The sequence below is a fragment of the Pseudomonas sp. LBUM1656 genome (genome assembly GCF_059716065.1).
In genome coordinates this window covers 4063583-4085632 of the sequence record NZ_CP166800.1, presented here as the reverse complement: position 1 = coordinate 4085632, position 22050 = coordinate 4063583, and the positions used below count along the sequence as shown (strand labels likewise).

Below are 22050 nucleotides of genomic sequence, written 5' to 3'. Positions count from 1 at the left end.
GGAGTCCGCCACGTATCGTGCCGCCCATGGATAAATGGATTGAGTTGGTCAAAGCCAAGATGAGTGAACTCAAAGTCACTCAGGAAGTACTCGCCGATCGCCTCGGGATGTCCCAGGGCGGTGTGGGTCACTGGCTGAATAAACGCCGTCAGCCGAGCATCGAAGACATGAATCGTGTCTTGCGGGCGCTCGGGATGGATTTTCTGGAAGTGGCGATGGTGATCCGGGAGCCCTTGGTGCTGCAGGATGACGAGATGTCCCTGACGCACAAGTACAACCCGTACTTCCGTTACCCGGTCAGTGACTGGCGCCTGCCTGCCGAGGTGCGTGACGGTGAGCTTTCGGTCTACGGCAAGCCGCGTTTCGAACTGACCGATTACCACGCTCAAGGCGCGGCCTTCTGGCTCGAGGTGGTCGGCGATGCGATGACTGCACCCAGCGGTATCAGCATTGCCGAGGGCATGATGATTCTGGTGGACCCGGCCATTGTGCCGGAGCCCGGGAAGCTGGTGATCGCGCAATGGGCAGATAGCGTCGAAGCGATCTTCCGCAAGCTGATCGAGGAGGGCGGGCAGCGTTACCTGGTCCCGCTCAATCCGACGTATCCGAAAGCCCTGTTCACCGAAGAGTGCCGAATCCTTGGCGTGGTGGTTCAGGCAACGGCTAAATTCTAATCAGATCGGTCCTCGCAGTGCGTAGGACCGATCTTCATTTCACGCTTCTTCCAGCTCGACCAATGCACTGCCTTCGCTGACCATTTCGCCTTCCTGGCAATAAAGCGCCTTGATCACCCCGGCATGAGGCGCGCGAATGCTGTGCTCCATCTTCATCGCTTCCAGCACCACCAGTTGCGCCCCGGCTTCGACCGTTTGCCCGGCTTCGACCAGTACGCGCACGATGCTGCCGTTCATGGGGGCAGTGAGCCCACCTTGATGGCTGTGGCTGGCTTCGACTGCACTGATCGGGTCGTAGGCCTCGATGCGGCGCAGTTCACCTTCCCATTGCAGGTACACCACCTCGCCCCGGCGAATTGTCCGGTGCTGGCGGCGCACGCCGTCGTGTTCGGTCAGCAGTTGTTCGTCCTTGAGCTGTGCGGTGTGGGTGTCAACGTTACCCAGCGTCAGCGCCCGGTCCTGTCCTTCGCAACTCAAGTGAAGGGTGATTTCTCTCGGTAGTCCGGCACGGAAACCATTGCCCACAGCCCAAGGCGAACTCAGGTCATCAGCACGCGGAGTACCCGGCTGGCTCTGCGCAAACGCCTGGCCGGCGGCTTGCCAGAACTCATCGCTAAGGTCCGCAGGCTCTGGCAGCAATTGCTCCTGATAACGCGGAATAAATCCGGTATCCAGTTCCGCCGCAGCGAATGCCGGGTGAGCGATGATCCGGCGCAGGAAGTTAATGTTGGTCTTGAGCCCGCCGATCGCAAACTCATCCAGCATGCTCAACAACCGCAGGCGCGCCTGTTCACGGTCCTCGCCCCAGGCAATCAGCTTGCCGAGCATCGGGTCGTAGAACGGTGAAATTTCATCGCCTTCTTCAACACCGCTGTCGACCCGACGGCCAGGGCCTTCGGCCGATTCGCGATACAGCGCCAGGCGCCCGGTGGCGGGCAGGAAATCATGGCTCGGGTCTTCGGCATACAGACGCACTTCAATCGCATGGCCGATCAGCGGAACCTGCTCTTGAGTCATTGGCAACGTTTCACCGCGTGCTACGCGAATCTGCCAGGCCACCAGGTCGAGACCGGTGATCGCTTCGGTCACCGGGTGCTCGACCTGCAGACGCGTGTTCATCTCCATGAAGAAAAACTCGCCGCGCGAATCCAGCAAAAACTCGACGGTGCCGGCACCGACATAGCCGATGGCCTGGGCCGAACGCACGGCGGCTTCGCCCATGGCGCGGCGCAGTTCCGGGCTCAAGCCGGGAGCGGGCGCTTCTTCGACGACTTTCTGATGGCGACGCTGAATCGAGCAGTCACGTTCGTTGAGGTACAGGCAGTTGCCGTGTTGATCAGCGAACACCTGGATTTCCACGTGACGCGGTTTTAGCAGGTATTTCTCCACCAACATCCGCGAATCGCCAAACGAGGATTTCGCCTCGCGTTGCGCCGAGGCCAGGGCTTCGGCTAACTGGCTGACGTCCTCGACCACTTTCATGCCTTTGCCGCCACCACCCGCCGTGGCCTTGAGCAGCACCGGATAACCGATGCGTTCGCAGGCGTCGCGGAAGGTGTCGAAATCCTGGGCTTCGCCGTGATAGCCGGGCACTAGAGGTACGCCGGCGGTTTCCATCAAGGCTTTGGCGGCGGACTTGCTGCCCATCGCGTCAATGGCCGAGGCGGGCGGGCCGAGGAAGATCAGGCCGGCGTCTTCAATGGCACGGGCGAACCCGGCGTTCTCGGAAAGAAAGCCATAACCCGGATGAATCGCCTGAGCGCCGCTGGCCTTGGCGGCGGCGATCAGTTTGTCGATTTGCAGGTAACTGTCGGCGGCTTTGCTGCCTCCGAGATCGACGCGGATATCCGCTTCGCGGCTGTGTCGGGCGTCACGGTCCGTGGCGCTGTGCACGGCCACGGTGGTCAGGCCCAGCGCCTTGGCGGTGCGCATCACCCGGCAGGCAATTTCGCCACGGTTGGCCACCAGCAGGGTGGTGAGAACAGGTGCGCTCATCAACGCGGCTCCTTGGTGGTGGTCGGGGCTTGCCAGCTCGGTGGACGCTTTTGCAGAAAGGCGCGCAGGCCCTCCTGGCCTTCGGGGCTGACGCGGATGCGGGCGATGGCATTTTCGGTATAGCGACGCAGTGCCGGGGTCAGCGCGCCGTTGCCGACTTCACGCAACAGGTCCTTGCTGACGCGCATGGCGGCCGGGCTGTTGAGTAGCAGGTTGTCGATCCACTTTTCAACGTTCTGTTCCAGCTCAGCGACCGGATAGCTCTCCGATAACAGGCCGATTTCCCGCGCCCGTTGCCCGCCGAAACGTTCGGCGGTCAGCGCATAACGACGTGCAGCGCGTTCGCCGATGGCTTGCACCACGAATGGGCTGATCACCGCTGGCGCGAGGCCGATGCGCACTTCCGACAGGCAGAACTGCGCGTCATCGGCACCAATCGCCATGTCGCAGCAACTGATCAGGCCCAGCGCGCCGCCATAGGCCGCGCCTTGCACCACGGCCAGCGTCGGGATTTTCAGTTTGGCGAGGTTGTACATCAGCTCCGCCAGTTCCCGGGCGTCGTCGAGGTTGGTGTGGTAATCGAGTTCGGCCGATTGCTGCATCCAGGCCAGGTCGGCACCGGCGCTGAAATGCTTGCCACGGCCGCGCACCAGCAGAAACCGCAGGCTGGCATCAGTCGACACCTTGTCCAGCGCGAGGATCAGTTCACGGATCATCTCGGCATTGAACGCGTTGTTCTTTTCTTCACGGCTGAGCCACAGGGTCGCGAAACCTCGTGGGTCGGTCAGCAGTTCGAGGGTGTTGAAGTCGCTCATATTGGTCCGTCTCCACAACTCATGTGGGAGCGGGCTTGCTCGCGAAGAACGATAACGCGGTGCATCAGAGAGACCGCGGTGAATCCTTCGCGAGCAAGCCCGCTCCCACAGAAAATCACATCCGGAACACGCCGAAGCGGCTCGGTTCGATTGGCGCGTTCAGCGACGCGGACAAGGCCAGAGCCAACACGTCGCGGGTCTGCGCCGGGTCGATGACGCCGTCGTCCCACAGCCGTGCGCTGGAGTAGTAAGGGTGGCCCTGTTCTTCGTATTGATCGAGGATCGGCTGCTTGATCTCGGCTTCCTGCTCGGCGCTGAAACCCTGGCCACTGCGCTCGGCTTGCTCGCGCTTGACTTGCACCAGCACGCCCGCCGCCTGTTCGGCGCCCATCACGCCGATGCGCGCGTTCGGCCACATCCACAGGAAACGCGGATCGTAAGCGCGCCCGCACATGCCGTAGTTGCCGGCGCCAAAACTGCCGCCAATGATCACGGTAAATTTTGGCACCTTGGCACACGCCACGGCGGTCACCAGTTTCGCGCCATGCTTGGCGATGCCGCCGGCCTCGTATTTCTGGCCGACCATGAAACCGGTGATGTTTTGCAGGAACAGCAACGGAATGCCGCGCTGGCAGGCCAGTTCGATAAAGTGCGCGCCTTTCTGCGCGGCTTCGGCGAACAGGATGCCGTTGTTGGCGAGGATCGCGATCGGGTAACCGTGCAAATGCGCGAAGCCGCACACGAGGGTGGTCCCGAACAGTGCTTTGAATTCATCGAACACCGAACCGTCGACCAGCCGCGAGATCACCTCGCGCACATCGAACGGCTGCTTGGCGTCGGCCGAGACCACGCCGTACAACTCGTCGCTGGCGTAGAGCGGGGCGATCGGCGTGCGCTGTTGCAGTTCGCCGAGTTTGCGCCAGTTGAGGTTGGCAACGCTGCGTCGCGCAATGGCCAGGGCGTGTTCATCGCTCTCGGCGTAGTGGTCGGCGACGCCGGAAATTTTGCAGTGTACGTCGGCCCCGCCGAGGTCTTCGGCGCTGACCACTTCACCGGTCGCGGCTTTTACCAGTGGTGGGCCGGCGAGGAAAATGGTCGCCTGCTGGCGCACCATGATTGCTTCGTCGGCCATCGCTGGCACATAAGCGCCACCAGCGGTGCAGGAGCCCATGACCACCGCGATCTGCGGAATGCCCATGGCGCTCATGTTGGCCTGATTAAAGAAGATCCGCCCGAAGTGCTCACGGTCCGGAAACACTTCATCCTGACGCGGCAGGTTGGCGCCGCCGGAGTCCACCAGATAGATGCACGGCAAGCGGTTTTGCTGGGCGATGGTCTGGGCGCGCAGGTGTTTTTTCACGGTCAGCGGGTAATACGAGCCACCTTTTACCGTGGCGTCGTTGGCGACGATCATGCATTCGACGCCTTCCACGCGGCCAATGCCGGCGATCACGCCAGCCGCCGGAACGTCTTCGCCGTAGACCGCGTAGGCGGCCAGCTGACTGATCTCGAGAAACGGCGAACCTGGATCGAGCAGGCGATTGATCCGCTCTCGCGGCAGCAATTTGCCCCGCGAGGTATGGCGTTCTTGGGCCTTCGGGCCGCCACCTTGCTGCACTTGGGCGAGCAGGGTGTGCAGGGCGTCGACCTGTTTGAGCATCGCCGCGCTGTTGGCCGCGAACTCCGCCGAACGGGGGTTGAGCTGGGTATGCAGGATAGCCATGGACAGCTCCGTTTAGCGGGTTTCGTTGAACAGTTCGCGACCGATCAGCATGCGACGGATCTCACTGGTGCCGGCACCAATTTCGTACAGCTTGGCGTCACGCAGCAGACGACCCGCCGGGAACTCGTTGATGTAGCCGTTGCCGCCCAGAATCTGGATCGCGTCGAGGGCCATTTGCGTCGCTCTTTCGGCGCTGTAGAGGATCACGCCGGCGGCGTCCTTGCGGGTGGTTTCGCCACGCTCGCAGGCCTGGGCCACCGCATAAAGGTAAGCGCGGCTGGCGTTGAGTTGGGTGTACATGTCGGCGACCTTGCCCTGGATCAGCTGGAACTCGCCGATGCTTTGGCCGAACTGCTTGCGGTCGTGGATGTAGGGAACGATCAGGTCCATGCAGGCCTGCATGATTCCGGTCGGGCCGCCGGACAGCACGACACGTTCGTAATCGAGGCCGCTCATCAGCACTTTCACGCCGCCGTTGAGGGCGCCAAGGATGTTTTCTTCTGGCACTTCGACGTCATCGAAGAACAGCTCGCAGGTGTTGGAGCCGCGCATGCCGAGCTTGTCGAATTTGTTGCTGCGGCTGAAGCCTTTGGAATCACGTTCTACGATGAACGCGGTGATGCCGTGGGGGCCTTTTTCCAGGTCGGTCTTGGCGTAGATCACGTAGGTGTTGGCGTCAGGACCGTTGGTGATCCAGGTTTTGCTGCCGTTGAGGACGTAGTGATCGCCGCGTTTATCGGCGCGAAGTTTCATCGACACCACGTCGGAACCGGCATTCGGTTCGCTCATGGCCAGGGCACCGATGTGTTCGCCGCTGATCAGCTTAGGCAGGTACTTGGTTTTCTGTTCGTGATTGCCGTTGCGGTTGATCTGGTTGACGCAGAGGTTGGAATGCGCGCCGTAGGACAGAGCGACCGAGGCCGAGCCGCGGCTGATTTCTTCCATGATCACCACGTGCGCCAGGTAACCCAGGCCAGCGCCGCCGTACTCTTCCGGCACGGTAACGCCGAGCAGGCCCATGTCGCCGAATTTGCGCCACAGGTCGGCCGGGAACAGGTTGTCGATGTCGATCTGAGCGGCGCGCGGGGCGATCTCTTTGGCGACGAAGGACTGAACCTGATCGCGCAGCATGTCGATGGTTTCACCGAGGGCAAAGTTCAGGGATGGGTAGCTCATGGGTCACCTTTTGGCTTTTTTGTTGGGCGGGGAGGGCAGTGATTCGGCTCTCACCTTTACGTTAACGTAAGCCTGTGACGAATGGCTGTCAATCACCCTTTACGTTAACGTCAACTTGAGCGACAGTAGGGCCAGTTCATAGAAGGCGAGCCAACCCTGTGGGGGGCCGCCGTAACACCCACTAATAAAGACAATAGGGGTCGTCATGGATCAACCCAGTGCAAACCCGCAGCGCAGCTACACTCGTGGATCCCAGGACAAAGTCTTGTTGGCGATGACCATCGGTGAGAAGTTCGATCAGACCGTCGCGCACTATCCCGACGGGGAGGCGCTGGTCGTGCGCCACCAACAGTTGCGCTACACCTGGCAGCAACTGGCCGACGCCGTCGACCTGCACGCCAGAGCTCTGTTGGCGCTGGGCTTGCAGGCTGGCGATCGTCTCGGCATCTGGGCGCCGAACTGCGCGCAGTGGTGCATCAGCCAGTTCGCCAGCGCGAAAATCGGCGTGATCCTGGTCAACATCAACCCGGCGTATCGCAGCTCAGAACTCGAATACGTGTTGAAGCAATCCGGCTGCCAATGGCTGGTCTGCGCCGGTGCATTCAAGACCTCCGACTATCACGGCATGCTGCAAGGCCTGGTGCCTGAGCTGGCGGAGCAATCCATCGGAAAGCTGCAGAGCGAGCGCCTGCCGGAACTACGCGGCGTCATCAGTCTGGATGCGCAACCACCCTCGGGTTTCCTGCCGTGGTCGCAACTGGCCGATCTCGCCGCCAGCGTGTCCGCCGAACAACTGCGTGAACGTCAGGACAGTCTGCATTTCGATCAGGCGGTGAACATCCAGTACACCTCCGGCACCACCGGTTTCCCGAAAGGCGCGACCCTCAGTCACTACAACATTCTCAACAACGGTTACATGGTTGGCGAAAGCCTCGGGCTGACGGCCAATGACCGCCTGGTTATCCCGGTGCCGCTTTATCACTGCTTCGGCATGGTCATGGGCAACCTCGGCTGCATCACCCACGGCAGCACCATGATTTATCCCAACGATGCGTTCGATCCACTGCTGACCCTGACCACGGTCGCCGAAGAAAAGGCCACCGCGCTTTACGGCGTACCGACCATGTTCATCGCCATGCTCGATCAGCCCGCACGCGCCGAATTCGATCTGTCGAGCCTGCGTACCGGGATCATGGCCGGGGCGACTTGTCCGATTGAGGTGATGCGCCGGGTCATCAGCGAGATGCACATGAGCGAAGTGCAGATTGCCTACGGCATGACGGAAACAAGCCCCGTGTCATTGCAGACCGGTCCGTCAGACGAACTGGAACTGCGCGTCACCACCGTCGGCCGGACCCAGCCGCAACTGGAAAGCAAGATCATCGACGAAGCCGGCAACCTGGTGCCACGCGGCACCATCGGCGAACTGTGCACGCGCGGTTACAGCGTGATGCTCGGTTACTGGAACAACCCGCAAGGCACCGCAGAAGCCATCGATCAGGCCGGCTGGATGCACACTGGCGACCTGGCGAGCATGGACGACGAGGGTTATGTATGCATTGCCGGACGCAACAAGGACATGATCATTCGCGGCGGTGAGAACATATACCCGCGGGAGCTGGAAGAGTTCTTCTTTACCCATCCGGCGGTGGCGGACGTGCAGGTGATCGGGATTCCATGCTCTCGCTATGGTGAAGAGATTGTCGCCTGGATCAAGTTCCACCCGGGCCATAGTGCGACCGAACAAGAGCTGCAAGCGTGGTGCAAGGAACGCATCGCACACTTCAAGACGCCGCGTTACTTCAAGTTCGTGGAGGAGTTTCCGATGACCGTGACGGGCAAGATCCAGAAGTTCCGGATGCGTGAGGTCAGTATTGAGGAATTGCGCGAAAAGCAGGTCTGACAAATTCTCCCTTGTGGGAGCCAGCCTGCTGGCGATAGCGGAGCGACATTCATTTGTCTGAGCCACCGCAATCGCCAGCAGGCTGGCTCCCACAGGGGCGGTGGTGAAAACCTGAATCGCAGAAAGCACAAAGGGGAGCCGAAGCTCCCCTTTAATTTTCGTTGCGCGTGCTCTTTTTTTATTATTGAGGGGCGGTCTGTTGTTGTTTTTAGTGACCGTGGCCCTTTACCGCTGTTTTTGTCGATCCCCATCCGGGATCAAGAGCAAACGTATTTTTTTGAGCGCTGATCTACTTTTTCGCTAAGCGATCCAACCAGTTCGGGAGCTACCTGAAGGTAGTTTTATTATTCTCTGCCCGGTTGCGGGTGACTCCGAAAAGCACCCTGAAAAGCACATCCTCTCCAAAAAAATCTGTTAGCTGCGTCTCTGCCGTGTTGTTTTTGTTATGTCAGAGTCGTTACGTCTTATTTTTATTAGGTTTGCCGCTTTTTTTGTTCTTGTTATGCAGTAGAGATAGCAGAAGCCGTGCCAACTTTAAAAAATCGTTATAAATCAATTATTTAATATTTTTTCGGATTTTTCCTTCGGGCGAAACCAGACAATTTGTTTCCGTGTTACTCGCTTATGCCCCACGTTTCAGATGCAGCGGTAACACCCCACACCTCACTGTGCGCTACGAGCCTTGGCCACGCGCGAACCGGTCGGTCGCCCCAGCACGGAGCAGATCTGTTGACCGGCCAGAATCAGAGCGTCGAGGTCAATACCGGTTTCAATACCCAGGCCGTTGAGCAGGTAAACCACGTCTTCGGTGGCGACGTTACCGCTGGCGCCCTTGGCGTACGGGCAGCCGCCGAGGCCGGCGATGGAACTGTCGAACACCGCGATGCCTTCCAGCAAGCTCGCATAGATGTTGGCCATGGCCTGGCCGTAGGTGTCGTGGAAGTGGCCGGCCAGCTTTTCACGCGGCACAGCGGCCGAGACCACGTCGAACATCTTGCGGGTCGCGCCAGCGGTGCCGGTGCCGATGGTGTCGCCCAGGGACACTTCATAGCAGCCCATCGCGTAGAGCTCGCGGGCGACCCGGGCAACCTGTTCCGGCGCGACGTTACCTTCGTAAGGGCAGCCCAGCACGCAGGACACGTAACCGCGCACGCTGACACCATGCTGCTTGGCGGCGTCCATGATCGGCACGAAGCGCTCCAGGCTTTCGCTGATCGAGCAATTGATATTGCGCTGGGAAAACGCTTCGGACGCCGCTGCGAACACCGCGACTTCCTTGACCCCGGCCGCCATTGCATCCTCAAACCCGCGCAGGTTGGGGGCGAGTGCGCCATAGGTCACGCCCGATTTGCGCTGGATCTGCGCGAAGACATCGGCGGAACCGGCCATTTGCGGCACCCACTTGGGCGAAACGAAACTGCCGACTTCTATATAGCCAAGGCCCGCCGCGGTCAGCGCATCGACCAGTTGCACCTTGTCGGCAACGCTGATGGGCTGGGCTTCGTTTTGCAGACCGTCGCGGGGACCGACTTCGACCAGACGTACGCGAGAGGGTAGGGACATGGGAATCGACCTTCTGAATGTTCAGAGAACCTGTGGGAGCGGGCTTGCTCGCGAAAGCGGACTTACATTCAACAGCGATTTTCGCAGATAGACCGCTTTCGCGAGCAAGCCCGCTCCCACAGGGGGGCTGTGTTGACTTACTGAATTGCTTCCTGGCTCTTGATCGTCTGCTCCAGCGCCTGGGTGCAGCGCTCTTGCGCCGTATCGAGTTCCAGCTTCATCTGCTCGATGTCGAGCATCTGCTGCTCCAGCTGTTCGCGACGTTCGGCGATCTTGTTCAGCATGGTTTGCAGCTGTTTCTGATTTCCGCCGGTGGGGTCGTAGAGTTCGATCAGCTCGCGGCACTCGGCCAGGGAGAAGCCAATGCGCTTGCCCCGCAGGATCAGCTTCAGGCTGACCTTGTCACGGGGTGTGTAGACGCGTTCCTGGCCACGACGCTCAGGGCTGAGCAGGCCTTGCTCTTCATAAAAGCGAATGGCCCGCGTGGTGATGTCGAGCTCGCGGGCGAGGTCGGAAATGCTATAGGTCTGGCTGCTCATGGACGCGCTCGAAGAAGGTCATGGCGCTAAGCTAATGGCAGGTTGACGTTTACGTCAAGGGGCATGGTTCTTCAGTGTTCTTGCGGGCCTCTTCGCGAGCAAGCCCGCTCCCACATTTGACCGAGTTCCTTCAAAAAGAATGCGGTCGAATGTGGGAGCGGGCTTGCTCGCGAAGGGCGTGCCATGGTCCAACGCCTTACACCTTATCGAGCTTCTTCTCATGCGCCGTCACTTGCTGGCACAACTCGATCATCTGTTCGCGCATCCAGCGGTTGGCCGGGTCCTGGTCGGTGCTTTCGTGCCAGTAGAGGTGGGTTTCCACCGGCGGCACGTCATTGACCGGCAGGTTCACCGAGTACAAGTCATGGCGGCGGGCAAAGCGCTCCGGCACGGTCATGACCATGTCGGTCTGCTGCAACACCTGGGACGCCATCAGGTAATGCTGGGAACGCAGGGCGATTTTGCGCTGGATGCCCATTTTTCCGAGGGCCAGGTCGACATGACCCAGGCCGCTGCGACGGCTGGAAATATGGATGTGGGTCAGCGACAGATAATCGTCGAGAGTGAATTTCTCTTTGCCCGCCAGCGGGTGACCCTTTCGCATGGCACAGACGTAACGGTCTTCCATCAACTTGACGTGACGCACCTGCGGATCGGTGTTGAGCGGCGCATCGACGGCGAAGTCCAGACGCCCGGCCGCCAGTTCCTTGGTGGTCTCGCGGCGCTTGGACAGAAAACTTTCGATGATCACCGTCGGCGCCAGGCGGCGCAGGCGCTGGAACAGCGGCGGCAGAATCACCGCTTCGGTCAGGTCGGTCATGCTGATGCGATACGTCTTGACCGCCTGCAACGGGTTGAAGATCCGGCTTTCCTGCACCGACACCCGCAGCAAGGAGAGGGCGTTGCGTACCGGCCCAATGATGTTCTGCGCCATCGGCGTCGGCACCATGCCCTGCGCAGTTCGCACGAACAACGGATCGTTGAAGGTCTCGCGCAGGCGGGCCAGAGCGTTCGAGACCGCAGGCTGGGTAATGCCGACAATCTGCCCGGCGCGGGTCAGGTTGGCTTCGGTGTAGATCGCGTCGAAGACGATGAAAAGGTTGAGGTCGACCTTGCTCAGATTCATTGCGCTGCACTCTTATTGTTTGGGGCGTTTTGTTGCGGCCGGAGGCCTTGGCAATCACCCGATCATATATCGGTGATGAATGTTAATACACGCCGAGAATAGGCTAGGTAAATTTTCGTAGCTGTTCTAGCATCGATTGCATGACCTAAACAACCTCTGCCCAAGAAGGTATCTGCTCATGGATTTCGCTTATTCGCCCAAGGTTCAGGAACTGCGTGAGCGCGTGACCGCGTTCATGGACACCTACGTTTACCCCGCCGAAGCGGTGTTCGAGCGCCAGGTCGCCGAAGGCGATCGCTGGCAGCCGACCGCGATCATGGAAGAGCTCAAAATCAAGGCCAAGGCTGAAGGGTTGTGGAATCTGTTTCTGCCGGAGTCCGAACTCGGTGCGGGCCTGACCAACCTCGAATACGCGCCACTGGCGGAAATCATGGGCCGTTCGCTGCTCGGTCCTGAGCCCTTCAACTGCTCCGCGCCGGACACCGGCAACATGGAAGTGCTGGTGCGTTATGCCAACGAAGAACAGAAGCAACGCTGGCTCGAACCGCTGCTGCGTGGCGAGATCCGCTCGGCGTTCGCCATGACCGAACCGGACGTGGCTTCGTCCGACGCCACCAACATGGCCGCCCGCGCTGTGCGTGATGGCGACGAGTGGGTGATCAACGGCAAAAAATGGTGGACTTCAGGCGCCTGCGACCCGCGCTGCAAGATTCTGATTTTCATGGGCCTGAGCAATCCGGACGCGCCACGCCACGCCCAGCACTCGATGATTCTGGTGCCGGTGGATGCCCCGGGCGTGAAGATCGTTCGTCCGCTGCCGGTGTTCGGCTACGACGACGCGCCTCACGGTCACGCCGAGGTGCTGTTTGAAAACGTTCGGGTGCCGTACGAAAACGTTCTGTTGGGCGAAGGACGCGGCTTCGAAATCGCCCAGGGTCGCCTTGGCCCAGGCCGGATTCACCACTGCATGCGTTCGATCGGCATGGCCGAACGTGCGCTGGAGTTGATGTGCAAACGTGCGGTGAGCCGCACTGCGTTCGGTAAACCGCTGGCACGCCTGGGCGGCAACATCGACAAGATTGCCGACTCGCGGATGGAAATCGACATGGCACGCCTGCTGACATTGAAAGCGGCGTACATGATGGACACCGTCGGTAACAAGGTGGCAAAGAGCGAGATCGCGCAGATCAAAGTCGTCGCGCCGAACGTGGCGTTGCGGGTGATCGACCGGGCGATCCAGATTCATGGCGGGGCAGGGGTTTCCAACGATTTCCCGCTGGCCTACATGTATGCCATGCAACGCACCCTGCGCCTGGCCGACGGCCCGGACGAAGTGCACCGCGCGGCGATCGGCAAGTTCGAGATTGGCAAGTACGTGCCCAAAGAGATGATGCGTAGCGGGCACTGACAGATACCGCGTCATCGTTCATCGCGGGCAAGCCCGCTCCCACAGGGATCACGCTGAACCTGTGGGAGCGGGCTTGCTCGCGAAGGCGTCGGTCGATTCAACCAATTAACACCTGACTCAATACACCCAAACCTCAACCCGCCGATTCTTGATCCGCCCCTCATCCGCGCTATTCGCCGCCACCGGCATCTCGGCGCCAAAGCCGCGAATCTCGCGAAACACCACGCCGCTTTTCACCAGCTCCCGCCGCACTGCCATCGCCCGCAACTTCGACAACAAGTCGGCACGCGCCGGATCGCTCTTGGCATCGCCGAACCCCACCAGTGTCACCTGTCGGTTGATTTTGTCGCGCTGCTTTATATAGTCGAGCACCCGCGACAAGTCTTGTCGGGCCTTGTTGTCCAGCGTCGCGCTGCCTTCCTCGAAACGAAAATTCACCGACAACCGCTGGGCGTGGCGACTTAGCGCTTGATAACCCTCGGGCATCAAGGCGTTCGGCGTGACACTCATGGCTTGCACAGTCTGTGCGATAAAACCATTGGATGCGACGATTTCCTGCCCTTTGCTGCTTTGCGCGAACGCCACCAGCGCTTGCGCCCACAGGTTTTTCCCGTTGGGCGGCAGGTAAAAGAACAGTCGCCGGGACAGCGGATAATCCTCAGTGGCAATCAGGTTATCGAGCGGCAACATGGCCTGGGATTGGCCATCGGCAATCGCCACGGCTTTGGCTTGGCGCACGTAGGGCAAACCGATAAAACCGATGCCTTGCGGGTCCTGGCTGACGGCGTCGGACAATTGCTCGCTGGATTCGAAACGTTTCGCGGCGCTACTCAGGGTTTTCCCACGCCGACTGAGGACCAATTCCTTGAAGGTGTCGTACGTGCCCGACTGATCATCCCGCGCATACAGGTGAATCGTCCCACCGCTGCCGCCGAGTTCTTCCCAGGTTTTTGCCTCACCGCTGAAAATTCGCGCCAGTTGTTCGGTGTTGAGTTGGTTCAGGGGGTTTTGCGGATGAAGGATGATCGCCAGTCCATCGATGGCGATGACTTGCTCGGCGCCGGCACTTTTGAAGTCGCCCAAGGATTTGAGGTCTGTCCGTTCGCTGTCTTTGATCGTACGTGAGGAGGCGGCGAGGTCGGCGGAGGCGGTTTTCAGGGCGCTGAAGCCGGTGCTGGAGCCATGGGCCGCGACGTCCACCACTACTCGACGCCCCTGAACGGTTTCGCCGACGATGCGTTGTTCGTTGGCTTTGTCCGGGACTTCGCTGTGGACCTTGAGTAGGCCCTGTTCACGCATCAGTCCTTCGACTAGCGCCGGCCCCAATGCAGCGCCGATGGTGTTGGAGCCCTGGATGCGCAGGACCGGACCGTTTTCGGGTGTCGGCAAATCACCCGCCGACGCCGTCAATGGCAAACAGGCGAACAGCGTCAACAGGAACAATATGCGCAGCGTCATGCCGGCACCTTAGTTGGCCAAAGGAAGTGCCGGGAGAATAAGTCAGTGAGGTTTCTAAAAGATGACAGTGATCGTTCCCACGCTCTGCGTGGGAATGCCTCCAGGGACGCTCCGCGTCCAGTGACGCGGAGCGTCACGGGCTGCATTCCCACGCAGAGCGTGGGAACGATCAGTAAAAAACGATCAGCTCAACTCAAGCCAGATCGGCGCATGATCGGACGGTTTTTCCATTCCGCGTAGGTCGTAATCCACGCCTGCATCCTTGACCCGTGGCAACAGCCCATGGGACGCCATGATCAGGTCAATCCGCAGCCCGCGCTTGGGCTCGTCTTCAAAGCCGCGGCTGCGGTAGTCGAACCAGCTGAAACGGTCGGCCACGTCCGGGTTCAAGTGGCGGAAACTGTCCACCAGGCCCCAGTTCTTCAGGCGGGCCATCCACTCGCGTTCTTCCGGCAGGAAGCTGCATTTGCCGGTTTTCAGCCAGCGCTTCATGTTGTCCGGGCCGATGCCGATGTCGCAGTCTTCCGGGGAAATGTTCACGTCGCCCATCACCACCACCGGCTGTTCATTGCTGAACTGGCTTTCCAGCAACAGTTGCAGGTCGCCGTAGAAACGCTCCTTGGCCGGGAACTTGGTCGGGTGATCGCGGCTTTCGCCCTGTGGGAAATACCCGTTCATGATGGTCACCGGCACGCCGTTGGCGTCGGCGAAGGTGCCCCAGATGAAGCGACGCTGGGCGTCTTCTTCATCGGTGGCGAAGCCTTTATGCAGCGCAATCGGTTCTTTACGGGAGAGCAGGGCGACGCCGTAATGGCCTTTCTGCCCGTGGAAATACACGTGATAACCCAGCGCTTGAACCTCGGCCAGCGGGAACTGGTCGTCGTGAACTTTGGTTTCCTGCAGTCCGATCACGTCTGGCTGGTGCTTTTCGATCAGCGCCGCCAGCTGATGCGGGCGAGCGCGCAGCCCGTTGATGTTGAAGGAGACGATCTTCATGGTCGGCAGTCCTGGCAAAAGGGCGATGCTAGCTGACCTGTAGGAATCGGGCCAGTGCTGGGTGAGGGCGCGCGTGTTTGGCTGTAGAGATGCGACGTCTATGCTGACGCCTTCGCGAGCAAGCCCGCTCCCACAGTGGAACTCGGTGCAGACCACCCAATTTCTTGAGTCTGGTCTATACCTTGTGGGAGCGGGCTTGCTCGCGAAGACGGCTTAAGCATCAGCACTGATTTGGATCAGCAAGGAACTGTGCCGATGCTTATAAGCTCGTACCAATAAGAACGCCGCCATTTTGAGCGGCGCCCCGGGGAGATCTACCGTTATGCCCGAAACCTCGACCGCCATTGCCGATATCCACATGCTCGACAGCGGCTACGCCCACGAAGCACGCTCCCTGCTTTACCACGCTTACCGGCACGAACCGACCTTTGGCTACCTGTTCGAAGCCGAACGCCCCGGCTACGAACATCGCGTGCGGGCGACCGTGCGGGAACTGGTCAAACAACACTTTCTCCAGGACCTGCCGGCCATCGGCCTGCTGGTCAACGACCGCCTGATCGGCATCGCCCTGATCGCTCCGCCACAACGTCGACTGGGCGTCACTGAAAGCTGGGCCTGGCGCTTGCGCATGGTGCTCAGCACCGGTTTCCGTTGCACCCGCCGCTACCTCGATTACCACGCGGCCGTTGCCGCCTGCGTGCCGTCCGACTCGGTGCACGTCCTGCCGTTGCTGGGGATTCATCCGCAGTTCCAGGGCAAGCACTTCGGCGAGCAACTGCTGCAAGCGGTGCACAACTGGTGCGCCGTGGATGAAACCTCCGAGGGCGTGATCCTTGATACCGGGAATCCTCGTTATCTGGAGTTCTATAAGCGTCAGGGCTACGAGGAAATCGGCGAGGTCGCCGTAGGACCGATCCGCGAACACGTGTTTTTCCACGCCAATCCCCAGGTGTTACAAACAGCAACGGCCTAAAGGTAAAACTTTCGGTAGAACTTTCACTGCATGCCAGGCTCTATCACGCTCCCACGCTCGTGATAGCATCCGCGCCTATGAAGTTTCCAGGAAGAATTACCAGTGGCGTGCTGATGCTGTTCACCAGCTGCGCGGCACTGGCGCAAAGTGAATTGGATGTGCGGATCAAACCGTCCAACGATGAACTGAAAGCCAATATAGAGGGCTATATCGGCAGCCTCGGCGATCGTGACGAAGAAGCCTTGCTGCGCTTCAGTCGTGGCGCCGAGGAACAGGCGCGCAAGGCCGCCCAGGCCCTGGGGTATTACCAGCCGCAGATTGACAGTGACGTGAAGGGCGGCAAGACACCGCGTCTGATCCTCAACATCGATCCCGGCGAGCCGGTGCATTTGCGCAATGTCACGATTCGCGTCGACGGTCCGGCGGCCTCCCTCAAATCCTTTCGTGTGCCCAAAAGCGCTGCGCTGACAACCGGCGCGGTGCTTAACCATGGTCGTTATGAAGACGCCAAGAAGCTGATCCAGAATCAGGCCTCGCGCTATGGCTTCTTCAGCGGTCACTTCACTCATCAGACATTGTCGGTAGACCCGCGCGCCGGCGTCGCCGACATCGACCTCGTCTATGACAGCGGCCCGCGCTATGCCTTGGGCAAGGTCAGTTTCGAGGGCGACACGCCATTCGACGAAGACCTGCTGCGACGCATGGTGCCGTTCAAGGAAGGCGCACCTTACGACTCAGAGCTGATCGCCGAGCTCAATCAGGCCATGCAATCGAGCGGCTATTTCGAAAGCGTGCGGGTGGATGCGGCGCCGACCGCGTCGAAGAATGATGTGATCCCGGTCGACGTCAAACTCGAAACCCGCAAACCACGGACCATGGGTCTGGGACTTGGCTACTCCACCGACGTCGGCCCCCGGGTCAAGGCCAACTGGACCCGGCACTGGGTCAACCCGCAGGGCCACAGCTACGGCTGGGAGACTGAAATCTCGGCGCCACGGCAGAACGTCGGGGTGTTTTACGACATCCCCCTGGACCCGCCGCTGACTGACAAATTGCGTTTCGCCGGCGGTTATCAAAACGAAGAAATCGCCGACAAGGACTCCCTGAGCAAACTCCTGACCCTCGGCCCTGAGTGGCACAGCAAGCTGCCCAGCGGTTGGCAGCGCGTGGTCTCGCTCAAGTGGCAGCGCGAGGAATACCGGCTTGGCGACGACTCGGGACTCAGTACTTTGCTGATGCCCGGCGTCAGTTATTCCTACTTGAAAAGCGACAACCGCATCGACCCGCACAACGGCTATCGCCTGGAATTCGAGACCAAAGTGGCCAAGGAAGGCTTGGGTTCGGACACTAACCTGCTTTACGGCACCGCGCTGGTCAAAGGCTTGACCACGGTTTTCGACAAACACCGTTTCCTCGGTCGGGTACAGGTCGGCGGCAGCGCCACCAACGGCTACAAGTCGGTACCGCCGTCGTTACGCTTTTTCGCTGGTGGCGATCAGAGCGTGCGCGGCTACGACTATCAGAGCCTGTCCCCGGAGAACTCCGAGGGCGACCGCATCGGTGGCCGCTACATGGTTGCCGGCAGCGTCGAATATCAGTACTCCGTCGCCGAGAAATGGCGGGTCGCGACCTTCGTTGACCAGGGCAACTCCTTTAATACACTCGAACTGCCGAACCTCAAGACCGGCGTGGGCATCGGCGTGCGCTGGGTGTCACCGGTGGGGCCGATTCGCCTCGACCTGGCCCACGCGATGGACGACGACGGCGGCATTCGACTGCACTTTTCCATGGGGCCTGAGCTGTGAAGCGTGGTTTGAAAATAACGCTGCTGGCGATTCTGGCGCTGCTGATGCTGGTCGTCCTGGCCGTGACCGCGGTACTGGGCACGGCGACGGGCAGCCGTTGGGCGCTCGGATGGGTGCCGGGTCTGACCGTGGAGAATTTCCAGGGACGATTGGGCGGGCAGTGGAGTGCCGATCATCTGTTGTGGCAGCAGGACACCAGCCGGGTTGAACTGAGCAAACCGATATTCGCCTGGTCGCCGTTGTGCCTGATGCGCATGACCTTGTGCATCGAGCAATTGAAGGCCGAGCAGGTCAGCCTGCAATTCCCGCCAGGCACCGAAGAAGAAAGCAGCGGGCCGATCACGCTTCCGGATCTGGACTTGCCCCTGGCGATCGAACTGGGCGATGTGCAGGTCGGCAGTCTGCTGTTCAACGGCAGCGAAGAACTCAAAGGCTTGCAACTGGCCGCGCACTGGACGGCGCAAGGGTTGCAGATCGACTCGGTGAAGTTGCAGCGTGACGAGCTCAGCCTGAATCTGTCCGGTCTGCTGCAACCCAGCGGCAACTGGCCGCTAAAGGCCGAAGGCACATTGACGCTGCCGGCCCCGGAGCCTTGGAGCCTGGCGCTGAAGGCGGACGGCGACCTGCTGAAAACCCTGAACCTGACAGCCGACAGCAGCGGTTACTTGAATGGCCGACTGACTGGCGAGCTGCAACCGCTGGTCGACAACCTTCCGGCGAAAGTACGGATTACCGCCGACGGCTTCAAGCCCAGCGCCGATCTGCCGGACACCTTGCAACTCAATCAACTGGAACTCACCGGCGACGGCGACCTGAAGAACGGTTACCAACTGCTCGGCAAAGCCACGTTGCCCGCTGAAAAGGGCCCGGTCGCCCTGGTGCTGCAAGGCAAGGTCGACGCCAGCGGCGCGCAGATTGCCGCACTCGACCTGACGGCCAACGACAAGCAAACCGTCAAGCTCACCGGCAACCTCGACTGGAGCAAAGGCCTGAGCGCCGACGCGAAGATCGACTGGCTGGACTTCCCCTGGCACAGCCTCTATCCGCTGATCAACGAGCCAGAAGTGGCGTTGCGCAGCTTCAACGGTGAAGTCTCCTACACCGACGGCCAATACATCGGTCACTTTAAATCCGCCCTCGACGGCCCGGCCGGTGCGTTCAGCCTCGAAAGCCCGTTCAGTGGCGACCTGACAAAAATCTATCTGCAACAGATTCAACTCGAAGCCGGGCAGGGCAAGGCCGTCGGGCATTTGAACCTGCAATTTGCCGATGGCATCGCCTGGGACACCGCGCTCGATTTGTCGGCGATCAACCCCGCGTATTGGGTCGCGGAGTTGCCGGGTACGCTGGCCGGACCGTTGCGCAGCAAAGGCGAGATGAAGAATGAAAAACTCAGCCTGAACGCCGACCTCGACCTCAAAGGCAAGCTGCGCGGTCAACCGGCGGTGATCCAGGCCAAGGCCGATGGCGCTGGTGAACAATGGAATCTCAACGCACTGCAAATCCGCCTCGGTGACAACAGCATTACCGGCAAGGGCAGCCTGCAACAGAAGCTTGCCGGCCAGATCGACATCAAGCTGCCTCGCCTGGCCCAACTCTGGCCGCAACTGCGTGGTCAGCTCAACGGTCGCCTCGATGTCGCCGGCACGCTCAAGGCGCCGCAAGGCAAGCTTGGGCTGCAAGGAACGCAACTGGCCTTCGAGGACAATCGCCTGCAAAGCCTGAACCTGGACGCGACTCTCGACGGCGCGCAACGGGCGAAAATCGACCTCAAGGGCAGTGGCATTCAGGCTGGCGACACTTCGCTGGGCACACTGACGGCCAGCGGCCAGGGCGATATCAAAAACCAGAAACTCGCCCTCGATCTGCAGGGGCCGAAGCTGAAACTGGCCCTCGGTCTTGACGGTGCGCTGGACAAGGGTAACTGGCGCGGACGCCTGGCCAGCGGCGATATCCAGGCCGGCGGTCAGGACTGGAAACTGCAAGGCCCGGCCAAACTTGAACGACTGGCGGACGGCAAGATCAACTTTGGCGCCCATTGCTGGATGTCTGGCGCGGCCAGTCTGTGTGGCGAAGACCAGCGTCTGATGCCGGAACCGAAGCTGCGTTATCACCTCAAGCAATTCCCGATCGAAAGCCTCGCGCAGTGGTTGCCGAAAGATTTCGCCTGGAAGGGCCGGCTCAACGCCGACCTGCAACTGGACCTGCCAGCCAGTGGCCCGAACGGCCAGGTCAGCATCGACGCCAGCGGTGGCACGATGCGTATGAAGGAAAAGGATCAGTGGCTGGACTTCCCGTACCAGACCCTGAAACTCACCAGCAAACTCACGCCCAAACGCATCGACACCGACCTCAATTTCGTCGGCGGCAAGCTCGGCGAGCTGAGGGTGCAGGCGCAAATCAATCCGTTGCCGAAGAACAAGCCGCTCACCGGGTCGTTCCGTCTCAGTGGGCTGGATCTGTCGGTGGCGCGGCCGTTTGTGCCGATGGTCGAAAAACTTACCGGACGTTTGAACGGCAGTGGCACGCTCTCCGGCGATCTGCTGGCGCCGCAGGTGAACGGCAATCTGCTGCTCAGCGACGGCGAAGTGTCCGGACCTGAATTGCCGATGGAGTTGCAGGGCTTGCAACTTCAAGCGCAGATCGCCGGCGAAACCGTGCAATTGAACGGTGGCTGGAAAAGCGGCAAGAGCGGGCAGGGCAGTCTTAACGGCAACATTGCCTGGGGTCAGGCGCTGGTGGTGGACCTGACGCTCAAGGGCTCGCAATTGCCTGTCACCGTTGAACCGTACGCCAAGCTGGAAGTGGCGCCGGACCTGAAGATCTCGATGAAGGACGACAAGCTGGCAATCGCCGGCAAAGTGTTGGTGCCCAAAGGCGCGATCACCGTGCGCGAGTTGCCGCCGTCGACGGTCAAGGTCTCCGATGACACGGTGATCGTCGGCCAGCAGACCGAAGAGGGCAAGCCGCCGCTGGCTATGAAGATGGACATTGATGTGGTGGTGGGTGAAGACAAACTCAGCTTTGCCGGGTTTGGCCTGACCGCCAACCTCCAGGGACACGTGCACATCGGCGACAACATGGACACCCGCGGCGAGCTCTGGCTCAACGACGGGCGTTACCGGGCGTACGGCCAGCGGCTGACGGTGCGCCGTGCGCGGCTGTTGTTCGCCGGCCCGATTGACCAGCCGTATCTGGACATTGAAGCCATTCGCCAGACCGACGACGTGATTGCCGGTATTCGCCTCAGCGGCAGCGCCGAGCAGCCGACCACGCAGATCTTCTCCGAGCCGGCCATGAGTCAGGAGCAGGCCTTGTCTTATCTGGTGCTGGGGCGTCCGCTGAGCACCAACGGCGAAGACAACAACATGCTGGCGCAAGCGGCGCTCGGGTTGGGGTTGATGGGCAGTTCCGGGGTGACCGGCAAACTGGCCAACGACCTGGGGATTCAGGATTTTCAGCTCGATACCCAGGGCAGCGGCAATACCACCAGCGTCGTGGCCAGCGGTAATATCTCCGAGAAGCTCAGCCTGCGTTATGGCGTGGGCGTGTTCGAGCCGGCCAACACCATTGCCTTGCGCTACAAACTGAGCAAAAAGGTCTACCTCGAAGCCGCCGGCGGCGTGGCCAGTTCGCTGGACATCTTCTACAAGCGGGATTTTTAACCCGCGCTCCCCTCCGAAACCGAGTCGCTCCCTTCGCGAGCAAGCCCGCTCCCACATTTAACCGAGCCGCTGCATAGGCGCGCGATCAAATGTGGGAGCGGGCTTGCCCGCGAAGGCGTCAGTGTGCCCGGCACAAAATCCGCGCCATTTATCACCCAAATAGAAAGCAACCTAACTATTACGCTGACATTCTCTGCCTAGGCAGTAACATCTCGTCATACATTCACTGCC

15 protein-coding genes are annotated in these 22050 nt (G+C 60.5%); 6 read left to right on the top strand and 9 right to left on the bottom strand.

Annotation, left to right across the window (positions count from 1 at the left end; all coding sequences use genetic code 11):
* Positions 1 to 26: 26 nt before the first annotated feature.
* Positions 27 to 674 (top strand): LexA family protein, encoded by a 648-nt coding sequence (locus ACA072_RS18485; protein ID WP_497619666.1) that lies wholly within the window; start codon positions 27 to 29, stop codon positions 672 to 674.
* Positions 675 to 713: 39 nt separating this feature from the next.
* Here ACA072_RS18485 and ACA072_RS18480 read toward each other — a convergent pair whose 3' ends face one another.
* The 4 genes from ACA072_RS18480 to ACA072_RS18465 all read right to left on the bottom strand — a co-directional run bounded on the left by ACA072_RS18480 (position 714) and on the right by ACA072_RS18465 (position 6383).
* A complete protein-coding gene (locus ACA072_RS18480) occupies positions 714 to 2669 on the bottom strand; it encodes an acetyl/propionyl/methylcrotonyl-CoA carboxylase subunit alpha (protein WP_497619664.1) in 1956 nt (651 codons plus the stop codon).
* Complete coding sequence (locus ACA072_RS18475) at positions 2669 to 3484, bottom strand: gamma-carboxygeranoyl-CoA hydratase (RefSeq protein ID WP_497395349.1); 816 nt, start codon at positions 3482 to 3484, stop codon at positions 2669 to 2671. The genes ACA072_RS18480 and ACA072_RS18475 overlap by 1 nt, the downstream gene beginning before the upstream one ends.
* Before the next feature lie 115 nt (positions 3485 to 3599).
* The gene (locus tag ACA072_RS18470) at positions 3600 to 5207 is read right to left on the bottom strand and encodes a carboxyl transferase domain-containing protein (protein WP_219097080.1); all 1608 of its coding nucleotides are present in this window, start codon (positions 5205 to 5207) and stop codon (positions 3600 to 3602) included.
* Between the two features lie 12 nt (positions 5208 to 5219).
* The gene (locus ACA072_RS18465; RefSeq protein ID WP_497619663.1) at positions 5220 to 6383 is read right to left on the bottom strand and encodes an isovaleryl-CoA dehydrogenase; all 1164 of its coding nucleotides are present in this window, start codon (positions 6381 to 6383) and stop codon (positions 5220 to 5222) included.
* Positions 6384 to 6588: 205 nt separating this feature from the next.
* On the opposite strand from ACA072_RS18465, the gene ACA072_RS18460 reads away from it, so the two are divergent.
* On the top strand, positions 6589 to 8286 hold the full coding sequence (locus ACA072_RS18460) for an AMP-binding protein (RefSeq protein WP_497619662.1): 1698 nt from the start codon (positions 6589 to 6591) through the stop codon (positions 8284 to 8286).
* A gap of 663 nt (positions 8287 to 8949) precedes the next feature.
* Here ACA072_RS18460 and ACA072_RS18455 read toward each other — a convergent pair.
* The 3 genes from ACA072_RS18455 to ACA072_RS18445 all read right to left on the bottom strand — a co-directional run bounded on the left by ACA072_RS18455 (position 8950) and on the right by ACA072_RS18445 (position 11514).
* Entirely contained in the window at positions 8950 to 9849 is a 900-nt protein-coding gene (locus ACA072_RS18455; RefSeq protein ID WP_497619660.1) for a hydroxymethylglutaryl-CoA lyase, read from the bottom strand.
* Positions 9850 to 9986: 137 nt separating this feature from the next.
* Positions 9987 to 10388 carry a MerR family transcriptional regulator gene (locus ACA072_RS18450; RefSeq protein WP_253429380.1) on the bottom strand — a complete coding sequence of 134 codons (402 nt, stop codon included), beginning with the start codon at positions 10386 to 10388 and terminating at the stop codon, positions 9987 to 9989.
* 196 nt (positions 10389 to 10584) lie between these two features.
* Complete coding sequence (locus ACA072_RS18445; protein ID WP_008148497.1) at positions 10585 to 11514, bottom strand: LysR family transcriptional regulator; 930 nt, start codon at positions 11512 to 11514, stop codon at positions 10585 to 10587.
* A 178-nt stretch (positions 11515 to 11692) separates the two neighbouring features.
* On the opposite strand from ACA072_RS18445, the gene ACA072_RS18440 reads away from it, so the two are divergent.
* Positions 11693 to 12922, top strand: a complete 1230-nt coding sequence (locus ACA072_RS18440; RefSeq protein ID WP_497619659.1) for an acyl-CoA dehydrogenase — start codon at positions 11693 to 11695, stop codon at positions 12920 to 12922.
* A 117-nt stretch (positions 12923 to 13039) separates the two neighbouring features.
* On the opposite strand, the gene ACA072_RS18435 is transcribed toward ACA072_RS18440, so the two are convergent.
* Both ACA072_RS18435 and xthA read right to left on the bottom strand, forming a co-directional pair.
* Positions 13040 to 14380: a substrate-binding domain-containing protein gene (locus ACA072_RS18435; protein WP_497619658.1), complete on the bottom strand. Its 1341-nt coding sequence runs from the start codon at positions 14378 to 14380 to the stop codon at positions 13040 to 13042.
* Positions 14381 to 14563: 183 nt separating this feature from the next.
* On the bottom strand, positions 14564 to 15376 hold the full coding sequence (xthA, locus tag ACA072_RS18430) for an exodeoxyribonuclease III (protein ID WP_497619656.1): 813 nt from the start codon (positions 15374 to 15376) through the stop codon (positions 14564 to 14566).
* Between the two features lie 322 nt (positions 15377 to 15698).
* Here xthA and ACA072_RS18425 point away from each other — a divergent pair, with 322 nt between their 5' ends.
* From ACA072_RS18425 to ACA072_RS18415, 3 genes are all read left to right on the top strand, one after another.
* The gene (locus ACA072_RS18425; RefSeq protein WP_497619654.1) at positions 15699 to 16349 is read left to right on the top strand and encodes a GNAT family N-acetyltransferase; all 651 of its coding nucleotides are present in this window, start codon (positions 15699 to 15701) and stop codon (positions 16347 to 16349) included.
* 77 nt (positions 16350 to 16426) lie between these two features.
* Positions 16427 to 18154 carry an autotransporter assembly complex protein TamA gene (locus ACA072_RS18420; RefSeq protein WP_497619652.1) on the top strand — a complete coding sequence of 576 codons (1728 nt, stop codon included), beginning with the start codon at positions 16427 to 16429 and terminating at the stop codon, positions 18152 to 18154.
* A complete protein-coding gene (locus tag ACA072_RS18415) occupies positions 18151 to 21819 on the top strand; it encodes a translocation/assembly module TamB domain-containing protein (protein ID WP_497619651.1) in 3669 nt (1222 codons plus the stop codon). The genes ACA072_RS18420 and ACA072_RS18415 overlap by 4 nt, the downstream gene beginning before the upstream one ends.
* Positions 21820 to 22050: the final 231 nt, after the last annotated feature.

Coding starts and splice junctions, on each gene's coding strand:
- ACA072_RS18465 (WP_497619663.1), bottom strand. CDS start 6,383: ATGAGCTACCCATCCCTGAACTTTGCCCTCGGTGAAACCATCGACATG.
- ACA072_RS18485 (WP_497619666.1), top strand. CDS start 27: ATGGATAAATGGATTGAGTTGGTCAAAGCCAAGATGAGTGAACTCAAA.
- ACA072_RS18420 (WP_497619652.1), top strand. CDS start 16,427: ATGAAGTTTCCAGGAAGAATTACCAGTGGCGTGCTGATGCTGTTCACC.
- ACA072_RS18470 (WP_219097080.1), bottom strand. CDS start 5,207: ATGGCTATCCTGCATACCCAGCTCAACCCCCGTTCGGCGGAGTTCGCG.
- ACA072_RS18455 (WP_497619660.1), bottom strand. CDS start 9,849: ATGTCCCTACCCTCTCGCGTACGTCTGGTCGAAGTCGGTCCCCGCGAC.
- ACA072_RS18435 (WP_497619658.1), bottom strand. CDS start 14,380: ATGACGCTGCGCATATTGTTCCTGTTGACGCTGTTCGCCTGTTTGCCA.
- ACA072_RS18460 (WP_497619662.1), top strand. CDS start 6,589: ATGGATCAACCCAGTGCAAACCCGCAGCGCAGCTACACTCGTGGATCC.
- xthA (WP_497619656.1), bottom strand. CDS start 15,376: ATGAAGATCGTCTCCTTCAACATCAACGGGCTGCGCGCTCGCCCGCAT.
- ACA072_RS18440 (WP_497619659.1), top strand. CDS start 11,693: ATGGATTTCGCTTATTCGCCCAAGGTTCAGGAACTGCGTGAGCGCGTG.
- ACA072_RS18425 (WP_497619654.1), top strand. CDS start 15,699: ATGCCCGAAACCTCGACCGCCATTGCCGATATCCACATGCTCGACAGC.
- ACA072_RS18475 (WP_497395349.1), bottom strand. CDS start 3,484: ATGAGCGACTTCAACACCCTCGAACTGCTGACCGACCCACGAGGTTTC.
- ACA072_RS18445 (WP_008148497.1), bottom strand. CDS start 11,514: ATGAATCTGAGCAAGGTCGACCTCAACCTTTTCATCGTCTTCGACGCG.
- ACA072_RS18480 (WP_497619664.1), bottom strand. CDS start 2,669: ATGAGCGCACCTGTTCTCACCACCCTGCTGGTGGCCAACCGTGGCGAA.
- ACA072_RS18450 (WP_253429380.1), bottom strand. CDS start 10,388: ATGAGCAGCCAGACCTATAGCATTTCCGACCTCGCCCGCGAGCTCGAC.